21 protein-coding genes and 2 pseudogenes are annotated in these 23,567 nt (G+C 58.2%); 7 read left to right on the forward strand and 16 right to left on the reverse strand.

The window, feature by feature from the left end; genetic code table 11:
- Positions 1 to 4 precede the first annotated feature (4 nt).
- From JCM25414_RS00510 to gspG, 3 genes are read right to left on the reverse strand one after another with little or no spacing between them, the layout of a single operon-like run.
- Positions 5 to 1,690, reverse strand: a complete 1,686-nt coding sequence (locus JCM25414_RS00510) for a GspE/PulE family protein (protein ID WP_025840378.1) — start codon at positions 1,688 to 1,690, stop codon at positions 5 to 7.
- Positions 1,683 to 2,474, reverse strand: a complete 792-nt coding sequence (locus JCM25414_RS00515; protein WP_242403193.1) for a prepilin peptidase — start codon at positions 2,472 to 2,474, stop codon at positions 1,683 to 1,685. Before JCM25414_RS00515 ends, JCM25414_RS00510 begins: the two co-directional genes overlap by 8 nt.
- A complete protein-coding gene (gene gspG, locus JCM25414_RS00520) occupies positions 2,471 to 2,947 on the reverse strand; it encodes a type II secretion system major pseudopilin GspG (protein WP_025840380.1) in 477 nt (158 codons plus the stop codon). Before gspG ends, JCM25414_RS00515 begins: the two co-directional genes overlap by 4 nt.
- A 32-nt stretch (positions 2,948 to 2,979) precedes the next feature.
- Between gspG and JCM25414_RS00525 the strand changes: the two genes are divergently transcribed.
- Positions 2,980 to 3,390, forward strand: coding sequence for a lytic transglycosylase domain-containing protein (locus JCM25414_RS00525; protein WP_025840381.1), 411 nt, complete (start codon positions 2,980 to 2,982; stop codon positions 3,388 to 3,390).
- Between the two features lie 8 nt (positions 3,391 to 3,398).
- On the opposite strand, the gene JCM25414_RS22710 is transcribed toward JCM25414_RS00525, so the two are convergent.
- From JCM25414_RS22710 to JCM25414_RS15465, 3 genes and pseudogenes are all read right to left on the reverse strand, one after another.
- A complete protein-coding gene (locus JCM25414_RS22710) occupies positions 3,399 to 3,953 on the reverse strand; it encodes a GH32 C-terminal domain-containing protein (RefSeq protein WP_148300863.1) in 555 nt (184 codons plus the stop codon).
- Positions 3,950 to 4,957, reverse strand: a complete 1,008-nt coding sequence (locus JCM25414_RS22715) for a glycoside hydrolase family 32 protein (protein ID WP_159101672.1) — start codon at positions 4,955 to 4,957, stop codon at positions 3,950 to 3,952. The genes JCM25414_RS22710 and JCM25414_RS22715 overlap by 4 nt, the downstream gene beginning before the upstream one ends.
- A 147-nt stretch (positions 4,958 to 5,104) precedes the next feature.
- Positions 5,105 to 6,841 (reverse strand): annotated as a pseudogene (locus JCM25414_RS15465) (glycoside hydrolase family 68 protein).
- A gap of 807 nt (positions 6,842 to 7,648) precedes the next feature.
- Between JCM25414_RS15465 and JCM25414_RS22115 the strand changes: the two are divergent.
- The 5 genes from JCM25414_RS22115 to JCM25414_RS00565 all read left to right on the forward strand — a co-directional run bounded on the left by JCM25414_RS22115 (position 7,649) and on the right by JCM25414_RS00565 (position 12,021).
- Complete coding sequence (locus JCM25414_RS22115; protein ID WP_081775719.1) at positions 7,649 to 7,810, forward strand: DUF3309 family protein; 162 nt, start codon at positions 7,649 to 7,651, stop codon at positions 7,808 to 7,810.
- Positions 7,811 to 8,255: 445 nt separating this feature from the next.
- The gene (locus tag JCM25414_RS00550; protein ID WP_242403194.1) at positions 8,256 to 8,720 is read left to right on the forward strand and encodes a lipocalin-like domain-containing protein; all 465 of its coding nucleotides are present in this window, start codon (positions 8,256 to 8,258) and stop codon (positions 8,718 to 8,720) included.
- A gap of 205 nt (positions 8,721 to 8,925) precedes the next feature.
- Positions 8,926 to 9,759 (forward strand): SDR family oxidoreductase, encoded by an 834-nt coding sequence (locus tag JCM25414_RS00555; protein ID WP_025840383.1) that lies wholly within the window; start codon positions 8,926 to 8,928, stop codon positions 9,757 to 9,759.
- A gap of 155 nt (positions 9,760 to 9,914) precedes the next feature.
- Entirely contained in the window at positions 9,915 to 10,637 is a 723-nt protein-coding gene (locus JCM25414_RS00560; protein WP_025840384.1) for a response regulator transcription factor, read from the forward strand.
- Positions 10,630 to 12,021, forward strand: a complete 1,392-nt coding sequence (locus tag JCM25414_RS00565; protein ID WP_035442428.1) for a sensor histidine kinase — start codon at positions 10,630 to 10,632, stop codon at positions 12,019 to 12,021. Before JCM25414_RS00560 ends, JCM25414_RS00565 begins: the two co-directional genes overlap by 8 nt.
- Here the strand turns inward: JCM25414_RS00565 and JCM25414_RS23935 are convergent.
- From JCM25414_RS23935 to JCM25414_RS00605, 10 genes and pseudogenes are all read right to left on the reverse strand, one after another.
- Positions 12,011 to 12,928, reverse strand: coding sequence for a TonB-dependent receptor (locus JCM25414_RS23935; protein ID WP_081775721.1), 918 nt, complete (start codon positions 12,926 to 12,928; stop codon positions 12,011 to 12,013). The two genes, JCM25414_RS00565 and JCM25414_RS23935, sit on opposite strands and share 11 nt — an antisense overlap.
- Positions 12,929 to 13,767: 839 nt before the next feature.
- A pseudogene (locus JCM25414_RS23940) lies at positions 13,768 to 13,962 on the reverse strand (TonB-dependent receptor plug domain-containing protein); the annotation flags it as partial.
- 11 nt (positions 13,963 to 13,973) lie between these two features.
- The gene (locus tag JCM25414_RS00575) at positions 13,974 to 14,297 is read right to left on the reverse strand and encodes a hypothetical protein (protein ID WP_025840386.1); all 324 of its coding nucleotides are present in this window, start codon (positions 14,295 to 14,297) and stop codon (positions 13,974 to 13,976) included.
- A gap of 302 nt (positions 14,298 to 14,599) precedes the next feature.
- Positions 14,600 to 15,364, reverse strand: a complete 765-nt coding sequence (locus tag JCM25414_RS00580) for a hypothetical protein (RefSeq protein ID WP_025840387.1) — start codon at positions 15,362 to 15,364, stop codon at positions 14,600 to 14,602.
- Positions 15,364 to 16,104 (reverse strand): TonB-dependent receptor, encoded by a 741-nt coding sequence (locus JCM25414_RS25570; RefSeq protein ID WP_369345960.1) that lies wholly within the window; start codon positions 16,102 to 16,104, stop codon positions 15,364 to 15,366. The genes JCM25414_RS00580 and JCM25414_RS25570 overlap by 1 nt, the downstream gene beginning before the upstream one ends.
- Positions 15,987 to 17,426 carry a TonB-dependent siderophore receptor gene (locus JCM25414_RS25575; RefSeq protein WP_199897554.1) on the reverse strand — a complete coding sequence of 480 codons (1,440 nt, stop codon included), beginning with the start codon at positions 17,424 to 17,426 and terminating at the stop codon, positions 15,987 to 15,989. Before JCM25414_RS25575 ends, JCM25414_RS25570 begins: the two co-directional genes overlap by 118 nt.
- Positions 17,427 to 17,844: 418 nt before the next feature.
- Positions 17,845 to 18,489: an MFS transporter gene (locus JCM25414_RS00590; RefSeq protein WP_148300866.1), complete on the reverse strand. Its 645-nt coding sequence runs from the start codon at positions 18,487 to 18,489 to the stop codon at positions 17,845 to 17,847.
- Entirely contained in the window at positions 18,483 to 19,193 is a 711-nt protein-coding gene (locus tag JCM25414_RS00595; RefSeq protein WP_025840389.1) for an MFS transporter, read from the reverse strand. Before JCM25414_RS00595 ends, JCM25414_RS00590 begins: the two co-directional genes overlap by 7 nt.
- Before the next feature lie 177 nt (positions 19,194 to 19,370).
- Positions 19,371 to 19,796, reverse strand: coding sequence for a nucleotidyltransferase family protein (locus JCM25414_RS26245; RefSeq protein ID WP_081775722.1), 426 nt, complete (start codon positions 19,794 to 19,796; stop codon positions 19,371 to 19,373).
- Positions 19,797 to 19,882: 86 nt separating this feature from the next.
- Complete coding sequence (locus JCM25414_RS00605) at positions 19,883 to 20,866, reverse strand: XdhC family protein (protein WP_159101674.1); 984 nt, start codon at positions 20,864 to 20,866, stop codon at positions 19,883 to 19,885.
- Between the two features lie 488 nt (positions 20,867 to 21,354).
- Between JCM25414_RS00605 and JCM25414_RS00610 the strand changes: the two genes are divergently transcribed.
- Entirely contained in the window at positions 21,355 to 23,559 is a 2,205-nt protein-coding gene (locus tag JCM25414_RS00610) for a TonB-dependent receptor (RefSeq protein ID WP_206777940.1), read from the forward strand.
- Positions 23,560 to 23,567: the final 8 nt, after the last annotated feature.

Genomic DNA, 23,567 nt, shown 5'->3' on the forward strand with positions numbered 1-23,567 from the left:
GCGCTCAGACCGTGGCGCGGACGCTGCGCGTCACGTCTTCTATGGTGGTTTCCCCTGCCAGAGCGGCCCTGAGCCCCGCCGTGAAAAGGGGCTCCATCCCGGCGGCGACGGCGGCGCGCTCGATGGCCAGATGATCGGCGCGTTCGAAAATCAGCTTTTCGATGGCCTCATCAGGTTCGAGCAGCTCAGCGATGGCGAGTCGCCCCAGATAGCCCGTTTGTAGGCAATGCGGGCAGCCTGTCGCCTGATATAGCGTAACGGGTGCGCCATTCGTGAGGTCGTTCAGGCCTAGACGGTCGATCAACGCTTCAGGCGGCGTATAACCCGTCTTGCAATGCGGGCAGAGCCTTCTGACCAGACGCTGCGCCAGGACACCACGCAGCACGGCGGTCATGAGGTAATCTTCTACTCCCATATCGCGCAGGCGGATCACGGCAGCAGAGGCGGAATTGGTGTGGAGTGTGGACAGAACCAGATGACCGGTCAGGGCAGCCTGCACCGCGATCTGGGCCGTCTCTCCATCGCGAATCTCGCCCACCATGATCACATCGGGGTCCTGACGCAGGATGGAGCGGAGCAGGGCCGCAAAGCTGAGCCCGATCTGGGGTTTGACCTGAACCTGATTGATGCCGGCAAGCTGATATTCGATCGGATCTTCAATCGTGACCAGCTTGCGGGTGACGGCGTTGAGATCGGTGAGCCCGGTATAGAGGGTGGTCGTCTTGCCTGAGCCGGTGGGGCCGGTAACCAGCACTATCCCATCGGGCAGGGCCAGCAGGTCACGCAGTCTGGCAACGAGTTTGTCGGCGAGACCGAGCGTCGCATAGTCGAAGCGCACGCTGGAGCGGTCGAGCACACGCAGCACGAGCGTTTCGCCGTGAAGCGAGGGAATGGTCGAGACACGAAAATCAATTTCATGGCCGCGCACCGCGAGCTTTATACGTCCGTCCTGAGGCAGGCGCCGCTCGGCGATATCGAGCCGCGCCATGATCTTGACGCGTGAAAGAATGGCCGGAATGAGCTGCGCCGCGAGCGTCTCGACCTCATGGAGCACGCCGTCATAACGATAGCGCACGCGCAGCCTGTCTTCGAAGGGCTCGATATGAATATCGGACGCGCGTGTCTCGACGGCGCGGCTGATGATCTGGTTGACGAGGCGTATGACCGGCGCTTCGGAGGCGAGGTCTTTCAGCCGCTCCGCATCGTCTTCGAGGGGGGCATCATCTGTCGTGTCGCTGGCGGTTTCCGGATTGTCTCGTGGGTAGAGGCGCTCGAGTGCAGCTTCGAGTTCGAGGGGCAGGGCGACCTGGGGCGCGATGGTCAGGCCTGTTGCAGCCCCGAGTGCCTCAGGGGTGAAGCTGTCGAGCGGATCGCGCATGGCAAGATGCAGCGTTCCGCCTTCGATACTAAGCGGCACGACATGCGCATCGCGCAGAAACCGTGCCGAAAGGGCCTCGGGCAATACCGGCTCTGACGGGTAATGCGCGGCAGAGGCCTGAGGCAGGGTCAGCAACTCGGCGTAGCTCGCCGCCATAAGGGCTTCGGAGACGAGCCCGAGCTGAAGCAGGATCTGGTCGAGCCGCCCCCCATTCTGCTCGGCGGCACGCTCGGCGCGGTCTATGGCACGGCGGTCGCAGCGTCCGGTCGCGACAAGCAGGGCTGAAAGGGCATCGAGCGCCTGATCAGGCATAGGCAAGGCCCGAGGTTTCGATCAGCCACCCGCCCCAGAGCGCCAGAGAGAGACCGGGGCCGAGAGGAATTTTCATGGCGCCTCTCAGCCTGCCTTTCGTGCCGATAGCTGTGGCAATGAGCGTGATGATGGCGGCTGAACAGACGATTTCGGGCAGAAGAAGCGGCCCCAGCCAGCCGCCGCCCGCTGCCACCAGTTTCGCATCGCCGCCGCCAAGCCCTTCACGATGACGGAGCGTACGATAAAGCGTCGCCAGCCCTTCGAGGACAAGCCAGGAGAGAAGGGCAGTAAGTGTGTGGATGTGAAAATTTGCCCTGCCTTGGAGGGCAGCAAAAAGAAGGCCGACACCGAGAAGGGGCTGGGTCAGATAATCGGGCAGGGTATGGCTGCGCAGATCAATGGCCGCCAGCAACAGTAGTACCCAACCAAACAGACAGCCCTGAGCCATGATCTGGGTCGGGCTGTCTGCCAACGGATCAAAATACGTTGCCAGATTGGCGCTGCCGGCCACGAGCAGGGCAGCCACTTCCATAAGCGGATGAAATTTGTCGATCGGCGCCTGACACTGGCGGCATTTGCCTTTCTGCACCGCATAGCTGACCAGCGGAATAAGCTCGCATGCTCTCAGCACGCCGTTGCAAAACGGACACCGCGATCGGTTGAAAAATGGCGATCGTCCTTCGGGCAGGCGCCATGCCAGCACGCCGAGAAACGACCCGATAAAGGGAGAAGCAATAACGAGCGCGGTCGTGGTGGACGTAAAGGCCATTATGGCGCACCTCACGGGTTGCAGATCATGGCGGCGCGGTCATTTGTGCTGTTCTTGGCGCCTCCCGAGCACAGATCGTAGTCATGGCCGGGGCGTTCGGACGGGGCAGCGTAGAGATAGGTGTGGTGCCACGGGTCCTGGGGCTCCGCGCTATCCTTGAGGTAGGGGCCATTCCAGTTTTCAGCACCTTGTGGACGTTCGATCAGGGCATGCAGCCCCTCTTCCGTGCTCGGATAGTTGCCCATGTCGAGCCGATAGAGATCGAGAACCTCGCCCAGACGCTGGATGGATTGATGCGCGACAGAATTACGTGCACCACCGAGCTGGCGCAGGGCCGCCGGGGCGACAAGCCCGATCAGCAGGCCGAGAATGGCGATGACCACCAGCAATTCGAGCAGAGTGAAGCCGCCCTCTTCCGTCCCGGGAGCGCGGCGGGTTTTTGGTGCCTGTGCCTTGCATGATTGTGCTAGCGTGATGAAAAAGCGCATCAGAATCGATCCCGATATAAGAAGGAAGGGCCATGGCTGTCGCCTATGCCAGCTGCATGATTTTCGTGGCGTCTCTGTACCACCTGCCGCCTCGGATCCTGCCTTCCATCCTGGCGGTCGAGAACGGTCAGAGCGGTTCTGTGCATCATAACAGCAACGGAACAGACGATCTGGGGTTGATGCAGGTTAATACGCGCTGGGTGGGGCCTATTGCGCGCTTCACCCATGCTGCACCCGCCCTTGTTTACCGCAATCTCCTGACCCAGCCCTGCTATAATATCAACGCGGCAGGTGCGATCATGCGTCTTTACTTGAACGAAACCCATGGCGACCTGATGCGGGCGATCGGGAATTATCATTCCCATACGCTCACCCTCAATCTGGCCTATCAGCAGCGCGTACTGGGCTCGGCGCGACGTCTCTTCCAGCCTCTGCATCCCTGAGCGCTCCTTCAGGGGGCCAGATCCGCAACGTGAAGAGCATTGACAAGGGCCGGAGCGTCACTGGCGAAAAGGGTGATGTCGTTGCTATTCTCCTGTGGGAAGATCAGATCTGTCATGCGCAATTCTCCTTCATTGGCGAAAAGCTCGACCGAGCTGCGATCGACCACGATATGAAGCGTTATCGTATCGTTCCGTGGCGTCAGTTGGGCAATATGAACGAGGCTGAAATCAGGCGAAAAATCGGTTTTTCCTGAATTGCTGCGATCCAGCGTCAGAAGATGGGTGCTGAAATCATAACTGATACGCGTGCCCTCCTTCCTGTCTGCTGATTGACGCAGCACCAGACTCGCCTTGCCTTTGCCCGCGCTGCTCAGGGTCACGGTGATATCCTGCACGCTGCTTTTCATGCCCAGATGCCAGCTCGATCCGGCGGCGAGACGCCGCGCCGTGAAATGCCTGCCCGGATGCGCCTGCGCGAAATGCTCGTATTCGGGCGTCGGGTTCTGATGCAGGGCGATTTGGCCGTGATCGCTGTGTAGCGAAAGAATGACTGGCAGCGTCATCTGGCCGCGCAGGGTGCAGTAGGAAGATGCTCACCATAGGCCCAGTTGCTCATCCAGCTGATCAGGCGCGGAGGCTGGCCGGGCGTGTTGGCAAAGCGTATGGCGGCGTAATTATCCGCGCCATGGTCGAGCCAGTGATAATCTGCGGGGTCAGAGCCCTCTTTTGGCAGCGTGTCCGCGATGAAGTTAATCCCGTCAAAATGACCGGTGAAATACTGCACACCTGACCCGCCAGCGATGCTCCACGGGTTTACGCTGACGATCATGACCCAGCGCATATCGTGTTGAGTACCGTCAACAGGCAGGGGGATGAGGCAGGGCATTTCCCATAACATGCCGGGCTTGCGATAGCCCGAAGGCTGGAAATCGCTCAGAAAATCCCAGTGCAGGAGGTCGGTCGAGCGATAGAGCTTCACGATTTGAGCGTCGGCTACCACAGTCGTCATGACCCAGTATTTTCCGGGTGCGTACCAGATGATAGATGGGTCTCGAAACTGTCGCGAATCAGGGTGAAGCGTCAGAACAGGGTTGCCCTTGTGCGGCGTGAAGGAGCGCCCCTGATTGAGGCTCAGAGCGACGGACTGGGCCTGTGTGCCATCGGGATGGGCCGGATCGCCGCTGAATACCGTGGTATAGAGTGCGAGCAGGGGTGGGGAAGCCGCCGAGCCAAGACCTGAGCGATTGTCGCTATCGTAAACGACGGAACCTGAAAAAATGTCGTGGCCGGGTGTAGCGGGCAGCGCGACGGGCTGCTCCTGCCAATGCAACAGGTCGGTACTGGTTGCGTGACCCCAAGAAGTATGTCCCCAAACCATGCTGTCAGGGTTGTACTGATAATAAAGATGCCATGTGCCGTTGAGGAAGAAGGGACCGTTCGGGTCGTTCATCCAATGGGCAGGGGGCGAGTAATGCAGGGCGGGTCGCCAGAAAGCCGTGTCGGGCGGGGTGTCTGTGGCAGCCGCGGCGTGTCCCGGAGCGAGGCTCGGGACGAGAAGGACCAGCATCGTGACAAAACCGCAGAGCAATCTTTTGAACGGCTTTGTCGGCTGATGTGTTTGACCGGGGAAAACGGAAGCGAGCCGTAGCATCATCACCTGCCATGTCGAGGGAAGTGTGGTCTGCGCATCGTAACGCGCAGACCGGGTATGAGGTTACTGGCTCGTGTTGAGGAAGGAGCGCATACGTGTGTTCGTATCCGGACCGAGCTGCCCCTTCTGGCTGAGGATATCCTGAATGAACCCGACGACATTGATCGCGGCGCGATTGGCCGAGATGTCGCCATAGCCACCAAGACCGTTATCGCCATAACGCGTATCCACTGCCGAGGCATCGCCACGCAGGCGCACCTTTACCGTCGGTGACAGCGCCCCGCCGCGGCGCCCTTCAACCGTATCGATGAAGGATTCCACAAGCCCGTCCGGCATCACGTAATGCGAGTAGGATTGGAAAGCACGCGGGTTCTGGTTCGGATTGGCATCATAATCGGTGCCAGCCGCCTCATTGAGGTCGGTCGGGTTGCCGAGCATGAGGCCCGAGCCGTAATTCATGGGCTGGAAATCGCTGCGGATGCCGTTACCGACAAAACCATAGACGCCGTCAGGCCCATCGACGCCAGCCGCATAAGTCGTGCGATGGCTGATGGTAAAGATGTAGTATTTGCCGTCCTTGATATACATCTGTGGGCGCTCGGTCTGGTCGTTCACGCAGTTGGCCGAAACCAGCGGTGGCAGGAACTTCCATTTCGACAGCGAGGAATCCTCGGCGATCGCGAGACCGATATTGGCCTTCTGGTAATAGGCGCCGGTTGCGAGTACCTGCTGCACTGTTTCTGCATGAGGATCGTTGGCGCGGTATCCGAGATCTTCTGCGGAGCAATCCGCAGTGCCGCGCTGGCCAGCCGTATTGCCTTCGAACACCATGTAGTTCGTGCCCGGATGCTTCGGGTCTTCGAAGGTGAACGGGTCGCGGAAGTTGTAATACGGGTTCTGCGCGCCGTTTTGATACAATACGCCGTCCGGACGTAGCAGCGGTGTATGTTTCGTGAAGCCGGTGAACCAGACATGGTTGAAATCGGCATGGATCTGGCCGAGGCTCTGGGTGATCACTGCCTGCGACGGCGAGATGTCCTGACCGGCAGAATTCCGGTTGAAGGCCATGTCGGTATAGAACAGAGAGACCTTGTTGCTCGTGGGGTCGAGAAGGCGCATCGAGCCCGACCACTCGGCGGTGATGGTGTAATCGGTGCCCGCAAAAACCTGTTCCTGCGCGCCTTCGGGGATAAGATGGCCACCATAGATCCACCCGCCGTTGGTCGGGCGGCGGTTCGCCGGAACGCCTGCACGCCGATAGAAATAGCCAATGCGGGCATGAGTGTGACGATCATCAAAGCCATAACCGGCATTCTTGTCGGCGGTCAGGCAGAAAATGACTTCCCAGCCGTTATAGCTGAACTGGTTGGCTTTCTTGTCAATAAGCGTCCAGGTATCCCAGACCCACACATCAGGTTGGTTGCCGGAAAATCGGCAGGGACATCGGGCATGACGAGCTGCTGCGGCAGGGAATTCTTGCCTGCGGCGACTGAAGTGTCGGAATGTGCCTTGATCTGCATCGCGTCTGCACGCGTCCATTTGGCCGTGAAGTTGTCCTGCGGGCCATAGGCTTTTTGCGTATGAACGGTCGGAAGCGGAAAGCCGGGCACGCCGTTGAGCGAGCTGCCGGGGAAAAGACGACCACCATGAGGCATCATGCCGGGGTGCGGTGCCACGCGAAATGCCTCACGCAAGGCATCCGCTGATCTGCGCGTGGGCCGCCTGGCCCGCGAATGTTGCGACCGTGGAACCGGCGAGCAACAGGGTGAGCAGTGATCTCATTCTGGATTTGTTCGTCATATCGCCCTCGAAATGTGAGATTGTCCGGCGCAGGCGTTCTGCGAAGTCGCAATGAGGGAAGGGAGATTTTTTATCGATGACCAATGGTCCCGGCCGTTCATCGCTCGAGGACTTGATCACGAATCTGTTATGAGAGTCAATCTCAGTTTAACGACAGTTTAATGGCAGAAAGCTGACCATTTTAGATGATAAAAAGCGTAATTCGGGAAATTCGTTACTTATTAAATATAGTACAGCTATAAAAATTATTTTTGTATAAATATGGTATATTTATGTAGGATTTTTTATAAATAATAAATGAAAATTCATATATATCTGAGAAATTCTACATGTGTCTTTTGATATTTTGTCTCTGCATCGATAAGTTTCCTGTTGTCTCTAAATAAATATATCGTTTTTGATTTATTTATTTGGCGAAATCGTTCGGCCGCAGGAGGACGCGTTATCCGCCTGAATGCGCGCTTGGCGGGTGGGGAATGGAAATTTCCCGGCTTGAAAAGCGCGACGAGAGCATGCTGCAACGAAGGTGAAAGCAGCACGACGTTCGTATTATATGACGACTGGCGACACGCTTGCTCCAGAAACACGGCGCGATTTCAGCGGCGTTGCGGATGCGCATGACTGCGTTTTTGAAGAATGCTCTGTTTGGGCGGCGCTCGCGCTCGGCATATTGTAACGGCTGTGGCATAAAATGCATAGTAACCTAAAATATGAGCTCCGGGTCGCCATGACGGCGAACCTGAGCCCTTCTGAAACGTGTAGGGCTCACGGCGGGACAATCATGACTGCCGCTGGGGGAAGCCCACCATGAATATCATCGTTCTCATTATCATCGTACTCCTGCTGCTCGGCACTTTTGGTGGGTACGGTGGGTGGTATGGAACAGCCTGGACCGGCTATGGCGCTGGCGGCGGTGTAGGGCTGATCGTGCTGGTCCTGGTAATTTTGATCCTGATGGGCAGGCTGTAATCGTCCAGGGTTTCATCGGACCGTTTCTCTAGCCAGTGACCCGGCCTCCTCTGTCCTTTCCTTGCTCTCCACCGCGCGATGGGAAGGCTTGGGGCTGAGCCGGGTCGGGAACCATTCCGACCCAGTTTGCGCGTGTAGCGCCAACCCTTGATCGCTCCACCTGCCCGGACGATGTCTGCCTTATCAGCCCCTTTCTGAACCATCCCTTCTAAGGCTGGTGAAATCGGCTGATATCGGCGTAAGCTTCACCAACATGGCAGATCTGCCTCTCCGACACTGGCGCCCCGCGCCGTCTTCTGCTTTGTTCTGCCCCCCGATTCAGGAATTCGCGTGATCTTGTGTTGAACAGGATAGACGTCGAATTTTATGAAAACAGGGTTAGAACACATGGCATGACAAGTAATGGCGATCATTGAGCGGGGCATATCGGATGACAGGTGAGACAATGGCGACAAAACCGTCGATCAAAGAGGTGACGGGGGACTCGCTGCGTCAGGCTCTCATCGGCACATGGGAGCTTATCGCCTACAGCGTTGAGGAACGTGATACGGCCTGTCTTGTCCCGGCGATGGGTGAGGCCCCACGTGGCCGCGTCATCTTCACTGCGGATGGCTGGGTGGCTTTCAACCTCGAGGGCGAGGGCAGAACGCCTGCCCGCAATGATGCTGATCGCGCGGCTCTGCTCCAGACACTTGTTTCCTATATCGGGCGCTTTCGTATCGAGGGAAATGCCTGGATTACCCAGATTGAAACGGCCTGGGTGCCAGAATGGGTAGGATCAGAGCAGAAGCGTTTCGTTTCTCTCACCGACAATATCGCCAATGTCACAACCCCCTGGCGTCATATGCCCAACTGGGCGCCTGAGAAATTGACCCGCAGCCTTATCCGTTTTCGCAGGATTGTTGCCTGAGGCATGTCCCATCCTGGTGGCTCTAAGTGCTTTGACCGCGCAACGAGCTGAAAGCGCGCGTGCCGTCCCGAGCCATAGCCGATTCATGATAATGAGATATGAGCTCATTCTCGATTATCTCTCTAATGCAACTGAATGACCTCTCGTAAACTAGTCGCACGGGCATTTTGAGCCCGCGATCTGAAAACGCAGAGAGAATATTGTCATGACCAGAGAGGTAATCGTCGTGATCGGCGCCGGAGGGATCGGCCACGCGATCGCGCGACGTCAGGGGATCGGCAAGACCGTTCTTCTGGCCGATTATAACGAGAAGACGCTGAATGCGGCGGCGGAAAGCATGCGAGCTGCCAGTTATTTGGTCGAGACGCGCCATGTCGATGTCGGCTCGCGTTCGTCGGTTCATGTTCTGGCCGAGGCGGCTCTTGCTTTGGGGCCGGTCATGCAACTGGTCAATACGGCTGGCGTGTCACCCAACATGGCTCCGGTCGAGACAATTCTTGAAATCGATCTGTACGGTTCTGCGGTCGTGTTCGAGGTGTTTCGTCATGTCATCGCGCGAGGTGGTTCCGGTCTGATCGTGTCCAGCATGGCCGGTCATATGATGCGCCCCCTGCCTGAAGAGGATGAGCGTCAATTGGCCATGTTACCGGCAGATGCGCTTCTCGCGCTGCCCTGTCTGCAAAAAGCCGTTATTGCCAACCCGTTGGTGGCCTATATGGTTTCCAAGCGCGCCAATATCCTACGTGTACAGGCCGAGGCGGTTCACTGGGGGGCGCGCGGTGCCCGCGTGAATGCCATCAGTCCGGGAATTGTTGTGACACCGTTGGCGGCGCATGAACTCGAATCTCCTACGGGTGATATCTATCATGCGATGGTCGCCGCGTCTCCCTCGGGGCGCATGGCGCCACCGGATGAAATCGCCGTAGCAGCCAGCTTTCTTCTGGGGCCGGATGCGGGGTTCATTACTGGCAGCGACCTCCTGATCGATGGCGGGGTCATCGCTGCGATGCGCGCGGGCAAGCTGCCATCTCCCGGCTGATCCCGAGGTGAAGGAGGGTAACGGCGAGGTAACACTTCATCGCTGCCCGTCATGACCGCTAGGTGTGGGGCTCGAATAGGCGTTAGGATAGCGCCGCCGCCTTCATGGAGTTGTGTTTCAGACTGGTGGCGTGTCGCTATCGAGAGAGTGAAGCATTGTCACAGCCCCCCTCTGCACCGACCGCCGAAAGCGCCCTTTCTGCGAGGCGTGTCCTCTTTGCAGAGGACGACTGGGCACTCTGTGCTTATGCGAGCGAGGCGATGGCAGGCTGGGGGTTGCAGGTAACCTGTGCTGAAGAGGGGCTTGCAGGCAAGGCGCTGGCGCTTGAGGGCGGGTGGGATTGTATCGTTCTCGATCGACGCCTACCCGGAATTGACGGTCTTTCCATTCTGAAAGAGATCAGGCTCTCGGGGATTGATTGTCCGGTTCTGTTTCTCACCACCATGGATGGTGTGAGGGACAGGGTCGAGGGGTTGCGCAGCGGTGCCGATGACTATCTCGTCAAGCCCTTCGCCTTGCCCGAACTCAAAGCGCGCATCGAGACCCTGCTGCGTCGGGCGGAACAGCCGCTCAATACGGCCAGGCTCGTTTTTGCCGATCTTGAGCTGGATCTTGTCGGGCGCGAGGTCTTCCGTCGCGGTGTGAAGCTCTACATCCAGTCACAGGAATTGCGGCTTCTGGAGTACTTCATGCGGTATCCGCTGATCGTCATTTCCCGTGCCATGCTGTTGCAGCAGGTGTGGGGAATCGATTTTCCGGTACACACCAATCTCGTCGAGACTCATATCAGTCGACTGCGTGAACGTTTGGGGCGCGACGCGCCTGCGCTGCTCCATACGGTCAAGGGGCAGGGCTATGTTCTGCGCGATCATGGCTGAACCCCGACAGGCCGAACCGGCGCAAAGGCCGCTTTCGGTTCTTAAAAGCTCATCCTTTCGTATCATCGCATCCTTCGCCGGGTGCCTCGTGATTTGTGGGCTGGCCGGAGTCATCTGGTCGGGGACGCGCGGTATCAGCCAGCTCGAGCGGCAGATGCGTGAGACGGTCATGAACGAGCGCAATGAGGCGCTGGCCGACGCCAAACATCAGGATGTGCCGCATCTGGCGCCAGTGATGCGCGAATTCGTGCAGAGCGAGCCCGGGTTCTATTACCTTTTGCAGGATGCGAAACAGGCTGTGGTGGTGGGCAACATGTTCCATCTGCGGCCACGCCCGGGGTGGCGTATGCTCTCCTGGACCCATCGCACTTCGCCTCCCGATTACCGCCCTGTGCTTGGCTACGGCACCGTGCTTGATGATGGCGGCTATCTGTTCGTTGGTATGGGCGGGACACCGCTCCAGACCCTGCGCCACGGTTTTTTCATGACGCTGCTCTGGTGTGCCACCGGGTTTCTCATCATCGGCGTGGCGGGCGGTTTCGCGATGAGCCGGCTATTGCTGCGACGGATCGACCTGATCAGCCATACCGCCCGCGAGATCATGCAGGGCGATCTTTCGCGTCGGCTTCCGCTGACTGAGATGGATGACGAATTCAATCACCTGTCCTCAAGCCTCAATGCGATGCTTGACCGCAACGAGGTGCTTCTGGCACGCGTTAGGCAGGTGACGGACGATATCGCTCATGACATGCGCCGCCCTCTGGCGCATCTGGGGCGCCATCTCGACGTGGCGCAGGCAGCGGTAACAGCGCCGGAAGCCGCGGGAGCACTCGATCAGGCTCGCGCCAGCCTCAATGAGGCTCTGGAGATTTTCGCCTCGCTGCTCAAACTGGCGCAGCTTGAAGCCTACCGGCAGATCCCGGATGTTCAGCCGGTCGATCTGGAGCAGGTTCTGTACATGCTCGCCGCGCTCTATGGCCCGACGATAGAGCAGAACGGTCAGATCTGGCGCCATGTGGCCGCCGGTCGACCATTGGTCGTGCAGGGTAACAGGGTGCTACTGACGCAGATGGTCTCCAACCTGCTGGAAAACGCCATGCTTCACGCCCCTGAGGGTGCGAGCATTACGCTTTCATCTGTGCATGAAGGCGGTGAGGCTGTGATTTTCGTCGATGACACGGGGTCGGGCATTGCGCCGGACGATCGTGAGCGCGTCTTCGAAAAGATGCTGCGCCTCGATAGCAGTCGGCATGTGCCCGGCACCGGGATCGGCCTGAGTCTTGTGCGTGCCGTGGCCCAGCTCCATGGCGGCAGGATAGAACTGGATGATAATGCTCCCGGCCTGCGTTGCGCGCTTCATTTGCCCTTGAGCGTTACATCTTGAGGGTCAGTTGGAAGGTAACGGCGCGACCGGCTGCGATACGCGAATAATTCACATAGACACGGTCGTAATAGCGTTTGTTGGTCAGGTTCTGCAGATTGGCCTGCAAATCGAGCGTGCGTGTGATCTGATAATCCGCCACCATATCGAGCCGGACATAACCAGGCACCCAGGTCTGGTTGTTCACATTGGTATAGCGCTTGCTCATATAGGTCAGGCCGCCCCCTGCCTTGACGCGCGGCAGGATCTTGTAGGTGCTCCAGAGAGCAATCGAATTGCCCGGCGTATAAGGAAAGCGCTTGCCGACATTGGCCTTGGTCGGTCCACCATTGATGACGGTACTGTCGAGATAGGTCCAGCCGCCAAACATCTCCCATTTCGGCGTGATGCTGCCTGCAACGTTGATCTCCGCCCCGCGGACGCGCTGCGTTCCAGCATTGATCTGGTTGCCATAGCCGTCCGAAACCTGGGCCTTGGTCATTTTGCCGTCGAAAAGCGAGCCTGTGATGGAAAAGCGCCCGTTGAACAGATCGGCCTTGGCACCGACTTCAATATTCTTGCCGTTCTGAGGGTTGAGTTTTGTATTCGCGGTCGAGAGCGCGATCTGTCCATCCGCGCCGGCATCGACACCGACCGGATTGGACGCGGTGGCGTAGGAGAAATAGAGGCTGACGGGTTTGATCGGCTTATAGACCGCGCCCGCCTGATAGTTGATGAAACTCTGGTTGTTGCTGAGCCCGACATTGCCTGAACTGCAGAGGTCATGAAGCGGTCGAAACGCACGCCGCCATTGATCAGCAGATGATCGCGCAACATGCTCATAGTGTCGAACGCATAGGCCGAGCCTGTGGTGACATTGGTATTGAGCGGCGCAATACCCGGTTCGCCCAGCGTATAGGAGCCAAGCCAGGAATTATGGGCGCTCCAGCTGCCTAGATTGGTGGCCGAGATGCAGTTATAGGCGATGGTGCATGGGCCGCCATTACGCAGATTATGGCCGCCTGAATCGACCACGTAATATTCGTTGCGCGTCAGGCGCTCGCGCGAGACTTCGATGCCTGTATTGATCGCGTGATGAATCAGCCCCGTGTCGAAGGTGCCTGAGGCCATCGCCTGTTCCTGGAAATTATCCGTATGGAACTTGCCCGATTTGGCTTCGAGCAGGATGGTCTGATTATTGACGGCCGTACTCTGCCATTGGGGATTGGTAGCAATATAGTCGTATTGCGTGCTGGTCCATTGCAACGTGTTCCTGAACATGAAGTCCTTGAACAGGTCGCGCTCAAGGATGATCTGACCGAGATCGGTTGTGCTGCGCTCGAAATCGCGATCTTCCAGGCCGAGCACCGTGCTACGGGGAATTTTCAGCGGCTCATGCGTGACCTTGCTGTAAGGCGCCGAATAATCGGGCATATCGAAAGAATAGAGATGGTAATAGCCAAGCGTCAGGCGCGTCTTGGTGCCCAGACCGAAGGCGAGCGAGGGGGAGACCCCCCATTTGTGACCGCCAATCGGAGCGCGGCCCGCTGTGTCGCCATCGGCACCCATGGCGTTGAGACGAAACGCTGTCGACGAGCCGATCTGGCGGTTGATATCGATCGTGCCGCGCTTGTAGGCGGCAGTGCCGAAGCCAATCTGCCCGGATGTCAGATTGCCGAGCTGGGCTTTCTTGCTGGTGATGTTGATCTGCCCGCCAAGACCGCCGCGGCCGCCATAGACCGAGCCCGGCCCTTTGAGCACTTCCATTTCTTCAACATCGAAAACTTCGCGCTGGCTCACTCCGCTGTCGCGCAGCCCGTCGATGAACATGTTGCTGTAAGAGCCGAAGCCGCGAATGACGGGATAATTCCCGCCCGGAATGGCATAGGCATCACCGCCGCGAAAGCTGACCCCTGGCACGGTACGCATGGCGTCTTCAAAAGACGTCGCATTGACCAGCTTCATCTGTTCTTTCGTCACCACCGAAACTGAGCGGGGCGTGTCGAGAAGAGAAGCGGTGAATTTGCGATTGGGTGAGAGCCGGTGAGAAGGGGATGCGATTTACCGATAACCGTCAGATCTTCACGACCAGCCTTTTCCTTGCCCGCGGCATAATTGGCTGCCCGCGCTTTTTGTTCTGTTCCTTGGGGTTGCTTCGCCGGTTGCGTAGCCGTCTGTTTCGTTTTTGCGTCGATCTCAGCCGTAGCCGCGCGAACAGGCGTAGAGAGCGCCGTACCGATCAGGCAAAGCGCGCCAAAAGAGCGTGCCGTGAGGGAGAAAGAGTGAGGAAGAGACGACATGGCAACCTTCGAAATGAGAACGCGTCGCAGTTGCTATGTGTCTTTTTCTTGCAGGGCAAACGAATAGGGGGAAGATTGGGAAAGCTTAATTTAAACTGTCCCGCAGGACAGAATTTCTGCCGACCATCCGGGATCATGTAGTGCTCTGACGGTAGGGCCATTTTTCTCTTCGGGCGATATAACGCCCCGGTTCAGGGCTTTCGTCTCACGAGAGATGGTTTTCATGCCGCAGACGTTCCCGGTAGGCAACGCAGAACGCTACGGTGTCAGATCCCGGTCGACATGTCCCGGAGACCGGGCAGCTACGACAGGAGAATGCCTAGGGATGGGCATTCGTGTGCGGCGTCGATGAGAGGCATGACGAAGCGGGACCCTGTCGGCCACTCGTCCAGAAAAGCTGAGTCGAACAGGCACAGCCCCTGCGGCGAGAGAAGGGTAAAGGTCGCATTATTCAGAAAAAGCATGACGCGTCTTGCCGGAGCGAGCGTTTCATAATCCATCGTCGCCCCTTTTTCATAGCCGAAAATGGCCGCCTTTTCCGGCTGGCCATAAATCGTGGCAATCAGGGTCGCACCGAGGCCGGGCTTGCCCCAGCTCATGGGGCTTTGCCGCGTATAGACATTCACTAGCCCTGCTTTCAGGCCGCCACTCATGGGGTGGGGGGCATTGACCAGCCAGAGATAGCGTTCCTTTTCGGCTTCGCCGAAATCGGTGTCGTGGCGCTTGCCCGTCATGGCGAGATCGTCGAGGCTGTCATTCTCCCATGTCAGGAGAGGCTTGCCGGATTGCCGCCATGCGGGACTGACATTCTTGCCAGAAACGGTAGAAGACAGAATGACCAGATCGTCTTTCACCTCATCGGGGTTCGTTGCTTCGTCCACGGCATGGACCGTAAAGCCAAGGCTCGCGATATGGGTCATGGCCGCATCGTCGATGGCACGGTTGGGCCCCTCGGTCTTGCACAGATAGGCAATACTGTGTGTCGCTTCGGCACAGGCGGGCGCTGCCGGGAGCGCTGCAAGCAGGAAAAGGCAGCTGGCGAGGGGGAAAAGAGCCCGGTTTTTCATCAGAAGGCCACCATGGTGCGCAGGGAGAAGCGGCGCGCTTCACCGAGAGAGACGAAATAGCTGTTCACGCCTGACGGATAATAGACGGCATTTGAGATATTCTTGATGTTGAACTGGAAATTCACAGTGTGCCGCGCAATCACCCTGTCATAGGTAGCGAACAGATCGCCAGTGACATAATCGGGCAGGAAAAAGCTGTTGGCTGAGTCGCCTGCACGGCGCCCGACGTAGTGCGCATCGCCGCCAAAGCGCAGCTTGTCGTCACCAAACACCGAGCCGAGATCATAAGCCAGACCGAGAGAGGCGGTATGACGAGCGGCATTCCAGAGCTGCTTGCCCGCATAAAGCGGGTCCTTGGTTGTGGCGCCGTCGAGATAGGCATAGCTGCCGATCATGCTCAGGCGCTTCGTGACCCTGCCCGCAAGATCGAGTTCTATGCCGCGCGAGCGCGCAGCACCCGCAGTGCGGTAATCTGTCTGGTTGGTCGTTGTGTTGTATTGGGAAACGAGCACGTTGCGTTTGTGGATGTCGTAGAAGGCAAGTGTACCGGTCAGGCGATCATGCAGCGCCATTTTGGCGCCGAACTCGTAAGAACGGCCCTTCTCCGGCTGAAAGCCGGAACTCAATACGAGCCCGCTCGAAAGCGGTGCGATGGTCGAGGCCGGTTTGAGCGACTGCGTATAGCTGGCATAGAGCGACCACGCAGGCGCAAGGCGATAGACCAGCCCTGCCTGAGGCAGAAAGGCACCGTCGCCGATATCGGTATTGGCCTTGAAGGGCGCCCGCGCCCGGCAATCTGACGATAGCTGAGATAGCGCACACCGCCGACCACGACCCAGCGGTCGCCAAGTTTGAACGTGTCGCGCAAGAAGCCGGAATAATCGTGCAGATTATCGGTCTGGTCGCTATCGCTTGCCGAAACGGTAGAGGAGGGGTTTTCGAGTCCGTAAACCGGGTTGAGATAACTGAATGTATATTTGCTGGACTGACGCAGCAGATCCTTGCGGTAGATCAGTCTGTATTCGCCATCCATGCCGATCTGGATTGCCTGTTTGAAATTGCCTATCCTGATCGGGCCATCGAGATAGGCCGTGCCATACGTATCCGAGCTGAACGCGCCATGGGTGGCGTCGTTGCTGCGGCTCAACGTGCCTTTGGTGACATTGATGCCTGTAACGCGCAGCTGATTGGCGTCATAGGTTTCCTGATTATAGCTGAAATTGACATGGGCCGACCAACCGGCGCCGAAGCGATGATCGAGCGACACCTGGCCCAGATGGCTCTGCCCGGTCATGCGATTGAAGTTCTCGTCCAGACGGCGCGTTGCCGGAATAGCAAGCGGACGCCCGGTGCGCGGATCAAGCGCGGTGCCGCGATCAAAGGGGTAGAGGAAATCGCGGAACTCATACCAGGCGGTAATCTGCGTTTTTTTGCCGAGCCAGGCGATCGATGGCGCGATGAGCGTCTCCTGATGCATGCCGAAATTGCGCCAGTAATCTTCGGCGATGCGGTCAAGCACCAGACGATAGGCAAGCTTGCCCTTGCCGATCGGCCCGGTTGAATCGAGCATTCCTTCGAAACCGTTCTTGCCCCGTCCATAGGTCGAGCCCATGACGGAGGCGATGGTCCTGGCCTGAAGGCGCGGCTTCTTGCTGACGATATTGATGACCCCGCCCGGATCCATAATGCCGTAAAGCAGGGAGGACGGGCCCTTGAGCACTTCGACACTGTTCGCCGCTGCATTGAAGCCGCGCCCCTGAACCAGCGGCATGCCGTTATGCATGATCGAGCCGTCGCGATTGCCGCCAAAGCCACGCTTCATGATCGTGTCCTGCGTCCCGGCCAGCGTATTGCCCTGGGTGATGCCGCTGACATTGATCAGCGCATCGTCCAGATTGCGCGGCTCCTGATCGCGGATGACCTGCTGCGACACGATATTGACCACTTGTGGGATATTCAGAACCGACGTGGTCGTGCGCAGGGTCGAGGCGTCGGGCGTCGGCTGATAGCGCGTATCGGTAATTTCAGGCGGCGGTGTCGCGCGCCCGGTAACAGTGATCAACTCACTCGGTTTCTGTTTTGACTGAGCAACAACTGGCGGAGCAGAAACCGCAGGGACAGCCGCAGCTGCATGCGCAGTTCTGGCTTTTATCGCGTCGGAAGACTCTTGCGAGAGCGGTGCAGCGACCGCCGCAAACGGCGTTGCACCCAGGCACAACAGGGGGAAACAGTATTTTCTCATGACACTCCGCATGCGACGCGTAGCGGCTTCCACGCGTCATGCGCGCAGGGTTGTGGGAAGGCCGATGCGTCAATTTGCGGTGTCACTACATGCAAATGATTATCATAAACATGAATAAGTGCCGAGATTGGGAAAGTTTAAGGTCGCGTATGTTGCGCACATTTTTGCCCCGAAGGCCCTCGTCTGGGGGGCTGGCACGCCCGGCATGGTCAGGCGCTTTTCATGCCCTCTTGTCGCGCTACGACTGGTAAGGATCAGTGCTTCGCTGTGTGCAGAGCCGCTTTGAAGCCAGAAGCAGAGCGACGCCGATACAGATTATACCGGTGTGCAGCAACCAGAAACGGATCGAGCCCCAGAATGGCAGGTTCTGCCCTATCTGACCCGCCATGATATCGGCCAGGCGGCCTACCAGAGCATAGGCGGCGGCTGCCATGCTCTTGGCATTGTCGGGGGCCAGTCTGATGAACAGGGCAAGGCTGATGGGCATGATGGTCGCCATGGCGAGATCGTTGATGAAATGGAAAATCAGACCCCAGATCATGTTGATCTGGCTCGGGTCGGCGCTACAGGCTGACGCATAGACCAGAACGAGGGGCGCCAGAGCGCCCAGAACACCGAAGCTCGTGATCTGCCCCCATTCGCTGGGGGCGCCACGATGGCGCGTGTAATAGCGCCAGAACGCGATGGCCATGATCTGGGTCACAAAGCTGACCCCGGCATCGAGCGACATGAGCCAGCTTGCGGGGAACACCCAGCCTGACAGGTGGCGATCATAATGCTGCTCGCCCCATATCAGATAGGTGTCATAAATCTGCTCGTTGCAGAGGAAGATCATGGCGAGTATCGGTATCAGAAGCGCGATACGCCCTCCTGTCTTCACCAACAGCGCCGGTGTAGCGCCTGCATCACGGGGCCGGCCGTGGACGGCTGGGGCGGGAAGATGGCGCCAGCCAGAAAATAGGCGAGCGTGCCCGCCAGCATGACGATCCCTGCGGCTGCAAAACCTTCATGCCAGCCATAGCGCGCGGCCAGCCAGCCGCAGAAGGTCGGGCCGATAATGACAGCAGCTTCCTGCACCAGCGACATAAGCTGATAGGCATCCGCACGGCGCGGGTCTGTATCGCTGTAGAGGTCACCCACCTGAGCAAACAGATTGACCGCCAGAGAGAGGCCGATCACGAAGCACGGCAGTGCCAGAATGAAGCTGGTATCGAAGGCCCAGAACAGGGGCGCCAGTGTCAGAAAGACTAGTCCGAGCAGGGCGCCGCGTCGTCGCCCCAGAAACCGGTCAGACAGAAAGCCACCAATAATCTGGGTCGGGATCATGCACAGGGCGAGCAGGCCGATCGTGGTGGAAGCCAGGGCTTGTGGATTACTGGTCTGTGCTTCCCAGGAAAGGAGGTGACGCAGGGGGGCGACACCAGGAAAGGCGGTGTTGTGCGGCGCCGCGTAGACCACATGCGCGAGATAGAGCACCAGGATAGCCTGGGTACTGTAGCGGGAAAAATACCACGCACCTTGCGCAGCCGCGATGAAATAGAGTCCGGCCGGATGGGCTTTCTGCCGTGACGGCTCGGAAGGGTGCATGAAAAGCCGCTTTCGCTACGTGATGAGGCGCATTCCGGCTTTCGGAAGAGCAGCGCCATGGGCGAGGATCTGCAACGTTATGGTCGTTTCGATTTCGATGCAAACGTCAAGCTCGTCCGCCGAATAGGGTGCTATGCTGCAAGCTGAGGCATTCTTGAACAGTGGCGAAGGATCGGGCTACTTTCGTATGGCTTGTATGGCGGCTTTAAGGTTGGCGGCGTCATCGATATCAATGGTTTCGTGGGTAGGGCAGGATAAAAGCTGTGCCGTGCGGATCAGGGAGCGAGCGCCCATCTCTCCCTCGGGTGAGAGCTTTAGAAGGCTATCCACGGGAAACACGGCAGGCGGTCCCCGATATGAGGGGGCAGATGTTGCGAAAACCAGATGCGGTTCCGCTTCGCTTGCGGCGCATAGCCCCATCAGATGGGCGGGCGTGATGAAAGGCATATCGGCGAGGCAGATAAGGACCCGGGCTTGCGGTGGGAGCCCCGTGATTCCTAACGCGAGTGACGAGCCTAATCCACGTTCCGGGCTTGGGTTGATTAAGCGCTGAAATCCCGCTTGATCGTATGCCTCATGCCAGGCGCTTGAGGCGGGAGACAACGCGCTTCTGCTGCCACGGGAGAGTCTTCACAATATGTAAAACGTGCTGAGCGAGGTGACGGTCGTCCAGTAATGCGGCGAGCTTGTCATCCTCGCCGAAGCGGCGGCTCAGACCGGCGCCAAGAACAAGCAGAACGCAGGATTGCGTGCTCATGGCGTTTGTTCTGCTCTGCGGGCCTCGATGAGGCAAACAACTCTGCCAGAACCGAAACAGCCAGGGAGCGGGCTTCGCGCGATGGGCCGAACAGTCCGATCGGTCCACGGATCCGCTCCAGAGCCGCTTTGTCGTGGCCAGCCTGACGCAGGACGGCGAGGCGACGCGCCTGTGTCTTGCGGCTTCCCAGACAGCCGATGAAGAAGGCGCTGGTTTGCAGCGCGGCTTGCAGTATCGGCAATTCCCTGTCGAGATCGTGGTGCAGCAATACGAGCGCAGTCTCACTGTCTTGTGCATGTTCTGTCACGAGAGCCAGGTCGCCCCTTATCAGGGTCAGCCCGGCAGCGGCGGCAAGCGACGTAAGAAAATGCCTCTCAAGACCCTCGCCAAAAAGCAGTATTTGAGGGTCGGGGAAAAATCTGGCGGTGAAACGAGAACCCTGCCATCCAACGGGGGTATTGCCCTTTTCAGTGTTCAGGGTCTCGCTTGCACTGTCGTAATGCAGCAGGACAGTTCTTCTCGACGCACGCAGTTCCAGAAACCCGGTCAAAACGCTGGGGTCACGGATGACATGCAGGTGCAGCCCAATGCCGCCACGGCATGGCAGGACGATATCGAACCAGGGAGATCCCTTTCCGTAACGACAAAAGCGGTCACGCCCCTGTGCCATGGCATGGCAGGCTTCACTGACAACACTGGCCTCGATGCAGCCACCCGACACCATGCCGACATAGTAACCGTCATCGCGTATGGCCATCAGGGTGCCCAGGGGACGTGAGGCGCCCTCAACAATATCGGTCAGAATTGCCAGAACGCAGCCATGGCCTGCCTGGTGACTTGAGACAAGAAAGCGCACAACATCGTCCGGATGGTCGCTGGGTAGGGCGCAGACGGCCCTGACTTGGGCGGTCGTCACACTGGTCCGGTCTTGCATGGTTTCCCGTTCCGAGATGGCTTTAGAGGCCAGACTAGCCTTCAGTGCGGGCATTGTCCCGCGGTGATGTGGAGATTTTTCCATAGAGAATTGTAACTGTCATTATTTCTTCAAGAAAATTGTTGACCGGATTTTCCGCTCATGATCTGATGTTTCGTATTCGGATCGATTTGAAAACTCCCTTCGCAAACACGCACCCGAACAATTTGAGGCCGTCAATGTGTCGCCATGAGCAGAGCCGATATCGCACGTCTAGTCGTTTCGATACCGAACCAGACTCTTCTGGCCCCTTTGCGGCGGCAGGGGCGTTTAGCCCCTTCAGAAAACGCGGTGCGCTGTCGCTGCGTTTCTGGCTTTCCTGCTCGCTCTGCATTCTGCCTGTCGCGGCAAACGCCCAGAGCGTAACAAAAACAGAGACGCATCATAAACGTTCCGGTATCGCAACTAATAAAAAGCCTGTCAGGCCATCTGTGGCTCAAAGCAGCGGCGTCGAAGAGGTGATGGTCACGTCCCGTCGGCGCAAGGAGACGGCGCAGCAGATCCCTGAAACCGTGCAAATCTTTACGGGAAAGGAGCTCAATCGTCTGGGCGTGCAGGCACTGCCTGATCTGATCAAATACACGACCAATGCCCAAAATCTCGATTTTTATGGCGGCGCCATGCCGACCTGGGTCATTCGCGGCGTTAGCCTGGCCGATTTCAATCCCAATTCAACGCCTGCTGCGCCGATATTTCTGAATGATGCGTATCAGCCGAGCACGGTCATGGGTACGGGCAGTCTTTTCGATATCTCTCGTGTCGAGGTGCTCAAGGGACCACAAAGCGGTCTCTATGGACGCAACACGATTGGTGGCGCGGTGCGCGTGCTGACCAACAAGCCCAATTTCGACAAGGCGAGCGGGTCGGTTGCCGTCTCCTATGGGCGTTGGGGCGACGGGCACGTCAATGCCGCCTATGGCGCGCCGATTACGCGTAATCTGGCATTTCGTATTGCCGAAACCTCTGATCATGGCTGGAGCGGCTGGCAGACCTCGCTTCAGAATGGCGCAAAATGGGGCCGCAAGAACCGTGACGCGGTGCGCCTGGAAGTCGCGGCAAAGCTCGATAACTGGACGCTGAATTTCGATCTGCATGGCAGCCGTGACAAGTCACAGCTCGCTCTGGCAACGGCGTTGGGTGTTTATAACACGACAGGCGGTTTCTGCTCTGCCATGATCGCAGGCTATGCCGATCAGCAGAACTGTCTCACATTGCCGCAGGCTTTCGGCGATGCGAGCCAGGCCGCCTCGCGCCAGACGCAGGATGGCACGAAAGTGCTTTCTGCGCCGACCAACCAGCTCGACAATAAAGCGGGTGGCGCCCAGTTCAGCGCCGTCGGCGATCTGGGTGGAATGGAGCTAACCTCCATCACCTCGCTCGATTATTTCGATTATGGGCTCAACTACAACTACGCCGCCACCGGTCCGGTCTATGCCACCCAGCTCGAGCATACGCCCATGCGCATGGCACAGGAAAATCTGCGCCTCAGCTCAGGCAAGCCCAAGCGTCTGGACTGGCTGCTGGGTGTCGATGTGTCTTATGAGGATCTGGAAGAAAACAAGCAGTTCCAGCTTTTCGATAACGCGCTTCAGACGCTTTATACCGGCCTTTCGGGTGCCGCGAATGAAGGCATTCTGAGCTATACGCAAAAGACGCAATCCTATAGCGGTTACGGGCAGATCACCTATCATATCCTGCCCAAGCTCTCGCTCGATTTCGGCGCGCGCAGCACCTGGGAATACAAGACCTATAACGGTGCCTTCCAGCAATCGCCCGGTTATTATGTCTCATCTGACGTTACGCGTCAGTATCAGCTGAAAGATCATGTGACCGGTAAAGCCGTGCTGCGGTATCAGTTCGACCCGCTGAACATGGTCTATGCCTCTGTGGCGCGCGGGTATAAATCGGGCGGCTTTTATGGCGGCTTCCCCATCGCCAGTACGGCGCAGATCGATCCTTATCGTGAAGAGCAGGTCTGGGCGGTCGAAGCCGGGTTCAAGGCCCAGACACGCGATCGCAAGCTGATCGTCGATGGCGCGGCCTTCTATTATCGCACGTATAATTATCAGAATTTCACCACCGAATATTCAGCGGTCAGCAAGACCATTACGTCGACGCTTACGAATATCGGTACGGCGGTGAATCAGGGCCTCGAGGGCAACATTGTCTGGAAGCCGGTGCCGACTCTCACGTTCAATCTCGGTGCGGCGTATAATGATGCAAAAATCGTCAAATCCTCGCAATATCAGCTCGACTACGCGGGTAATCTGATCGCCTGGCAGGGGCAGCGTCTGCCGTACGCCCCGCGCTGGAGCCTGACGCCGTCGGCCCGTTATGAGCACGAGATGTTCAACGGGGCTTACACCGCCGGGGTGCAGATGAATTACAGCTTCCGCACCACGCTCAATGCCACACGCGGCGTCGGAGCCTGGATCAATAATATTCCGGGTTACGGCCTGCTGGATGTGCGTCTCGATCTGCTCTCCCACAAGCAGCACTGGAATCTGGCGCTTATGGGGTTCAACGTGACGAACGTGCATTATCGCACGGTGGGCCAGACAGATGGCGTGAGCGATTTCCAGCAGATCTATGGAATGCCCGCCAGTTATCGCTTCCAGATCGGGTATGATTTCTGACCGCACCC

Source organism: Asaia platycodi JCM 25414 (assembly GCF_000614545.1).
GTDB classification, from domain to species: Bacteria; Pseudomonadota; Alphaproteobacteria; order Acetobacterales; family Acetobacteraceae; genus Asaia; species Asaia platycodi.

Coding starts and splice junctions, on each gene's coding strand:
- JCM25414_RS00510 (WP_025840378.1), bottom strand. CDS start 1,690: ATGCCTGATCAGGCGCTCGATGCCCTTTCAGCCCTGCTTGTCGCGACC.
- gspG (WP_025840380.1), bottom strand. CDS start 2,947: ATGCGCTTTTTCATCACGCTAGCACAATCATGCAAGGCACAGGCACCA.
- JCM25414_RS00525 (WP_025840381.1), top strand. CDS start 2,980: ATGGCTGTCGCCTATGCCAGCTGCATGATTTTCGTGGCGTCTCTGTAC.
- JCM25414_RS22710 (WP_148300863.1), bottom strand. CDS start 3,953: ATGACGCTGCCAGTCATTCTTTCGCTACACAGCGATCACGGCCAAATC.
- JCM25414_RS22715 (WP_159101672.1), bottom strand. CDS start 4,957: ATGCTGGTCCTTCTCGTCCCGAGCCTCGCTCCGGGACACGCCGCGGCT.
- JCM25414_RS22115 (WP_081775719.1), top strand. CDS start 7,649: ATGAATATCATCGTTCTCATTATCATCGTACTCCTGCTGCTCGGCACT.
- JCM25414_RS00550 (WP_242403194.1), top strand. CDS start 8,256: ATGGCGACAAAACCGTCGATCAAAGAGGTGACGGGGGACTCGCTGCGT.
- JCM25414_RS00555 (WP_025840383.1), top strand. CDS start 8,926: ATGACCAGAGAGGTAATCGTCGTGATCGGCGCCGGAGGGATCGGCCAC.
- JCM25414_RS00565 (WP_035442428.1), top strand. CDS start 10,630: ATGGCTGAACCCCGACAGGCCGAACCGGCGCAAAGGCCGCTTTCGGTT.
- JCM25414_RS00575 (WP_025840386.1), bottom strand. CDS start 14,297: ATGTCGTCTCTTCCTCACTCTTTCTCCCTCACGGCACGCTCTTTTGGC.
- JCM25414_RS00580 (WP_025840387.1), bottom strand. CDS start 15,364: ATGAAAAACCGGGCTCTTTTCCCCCTCGCCAGCTGCCTTTTCCTGCTT.
- JCM25414_RS00595 (WP_025840389.1), bottom strand. CDS start 19,193: ATGCACCCTTCCGAGCCGTCACGGCAGAAAGCCCATCCGGCCGGACTC.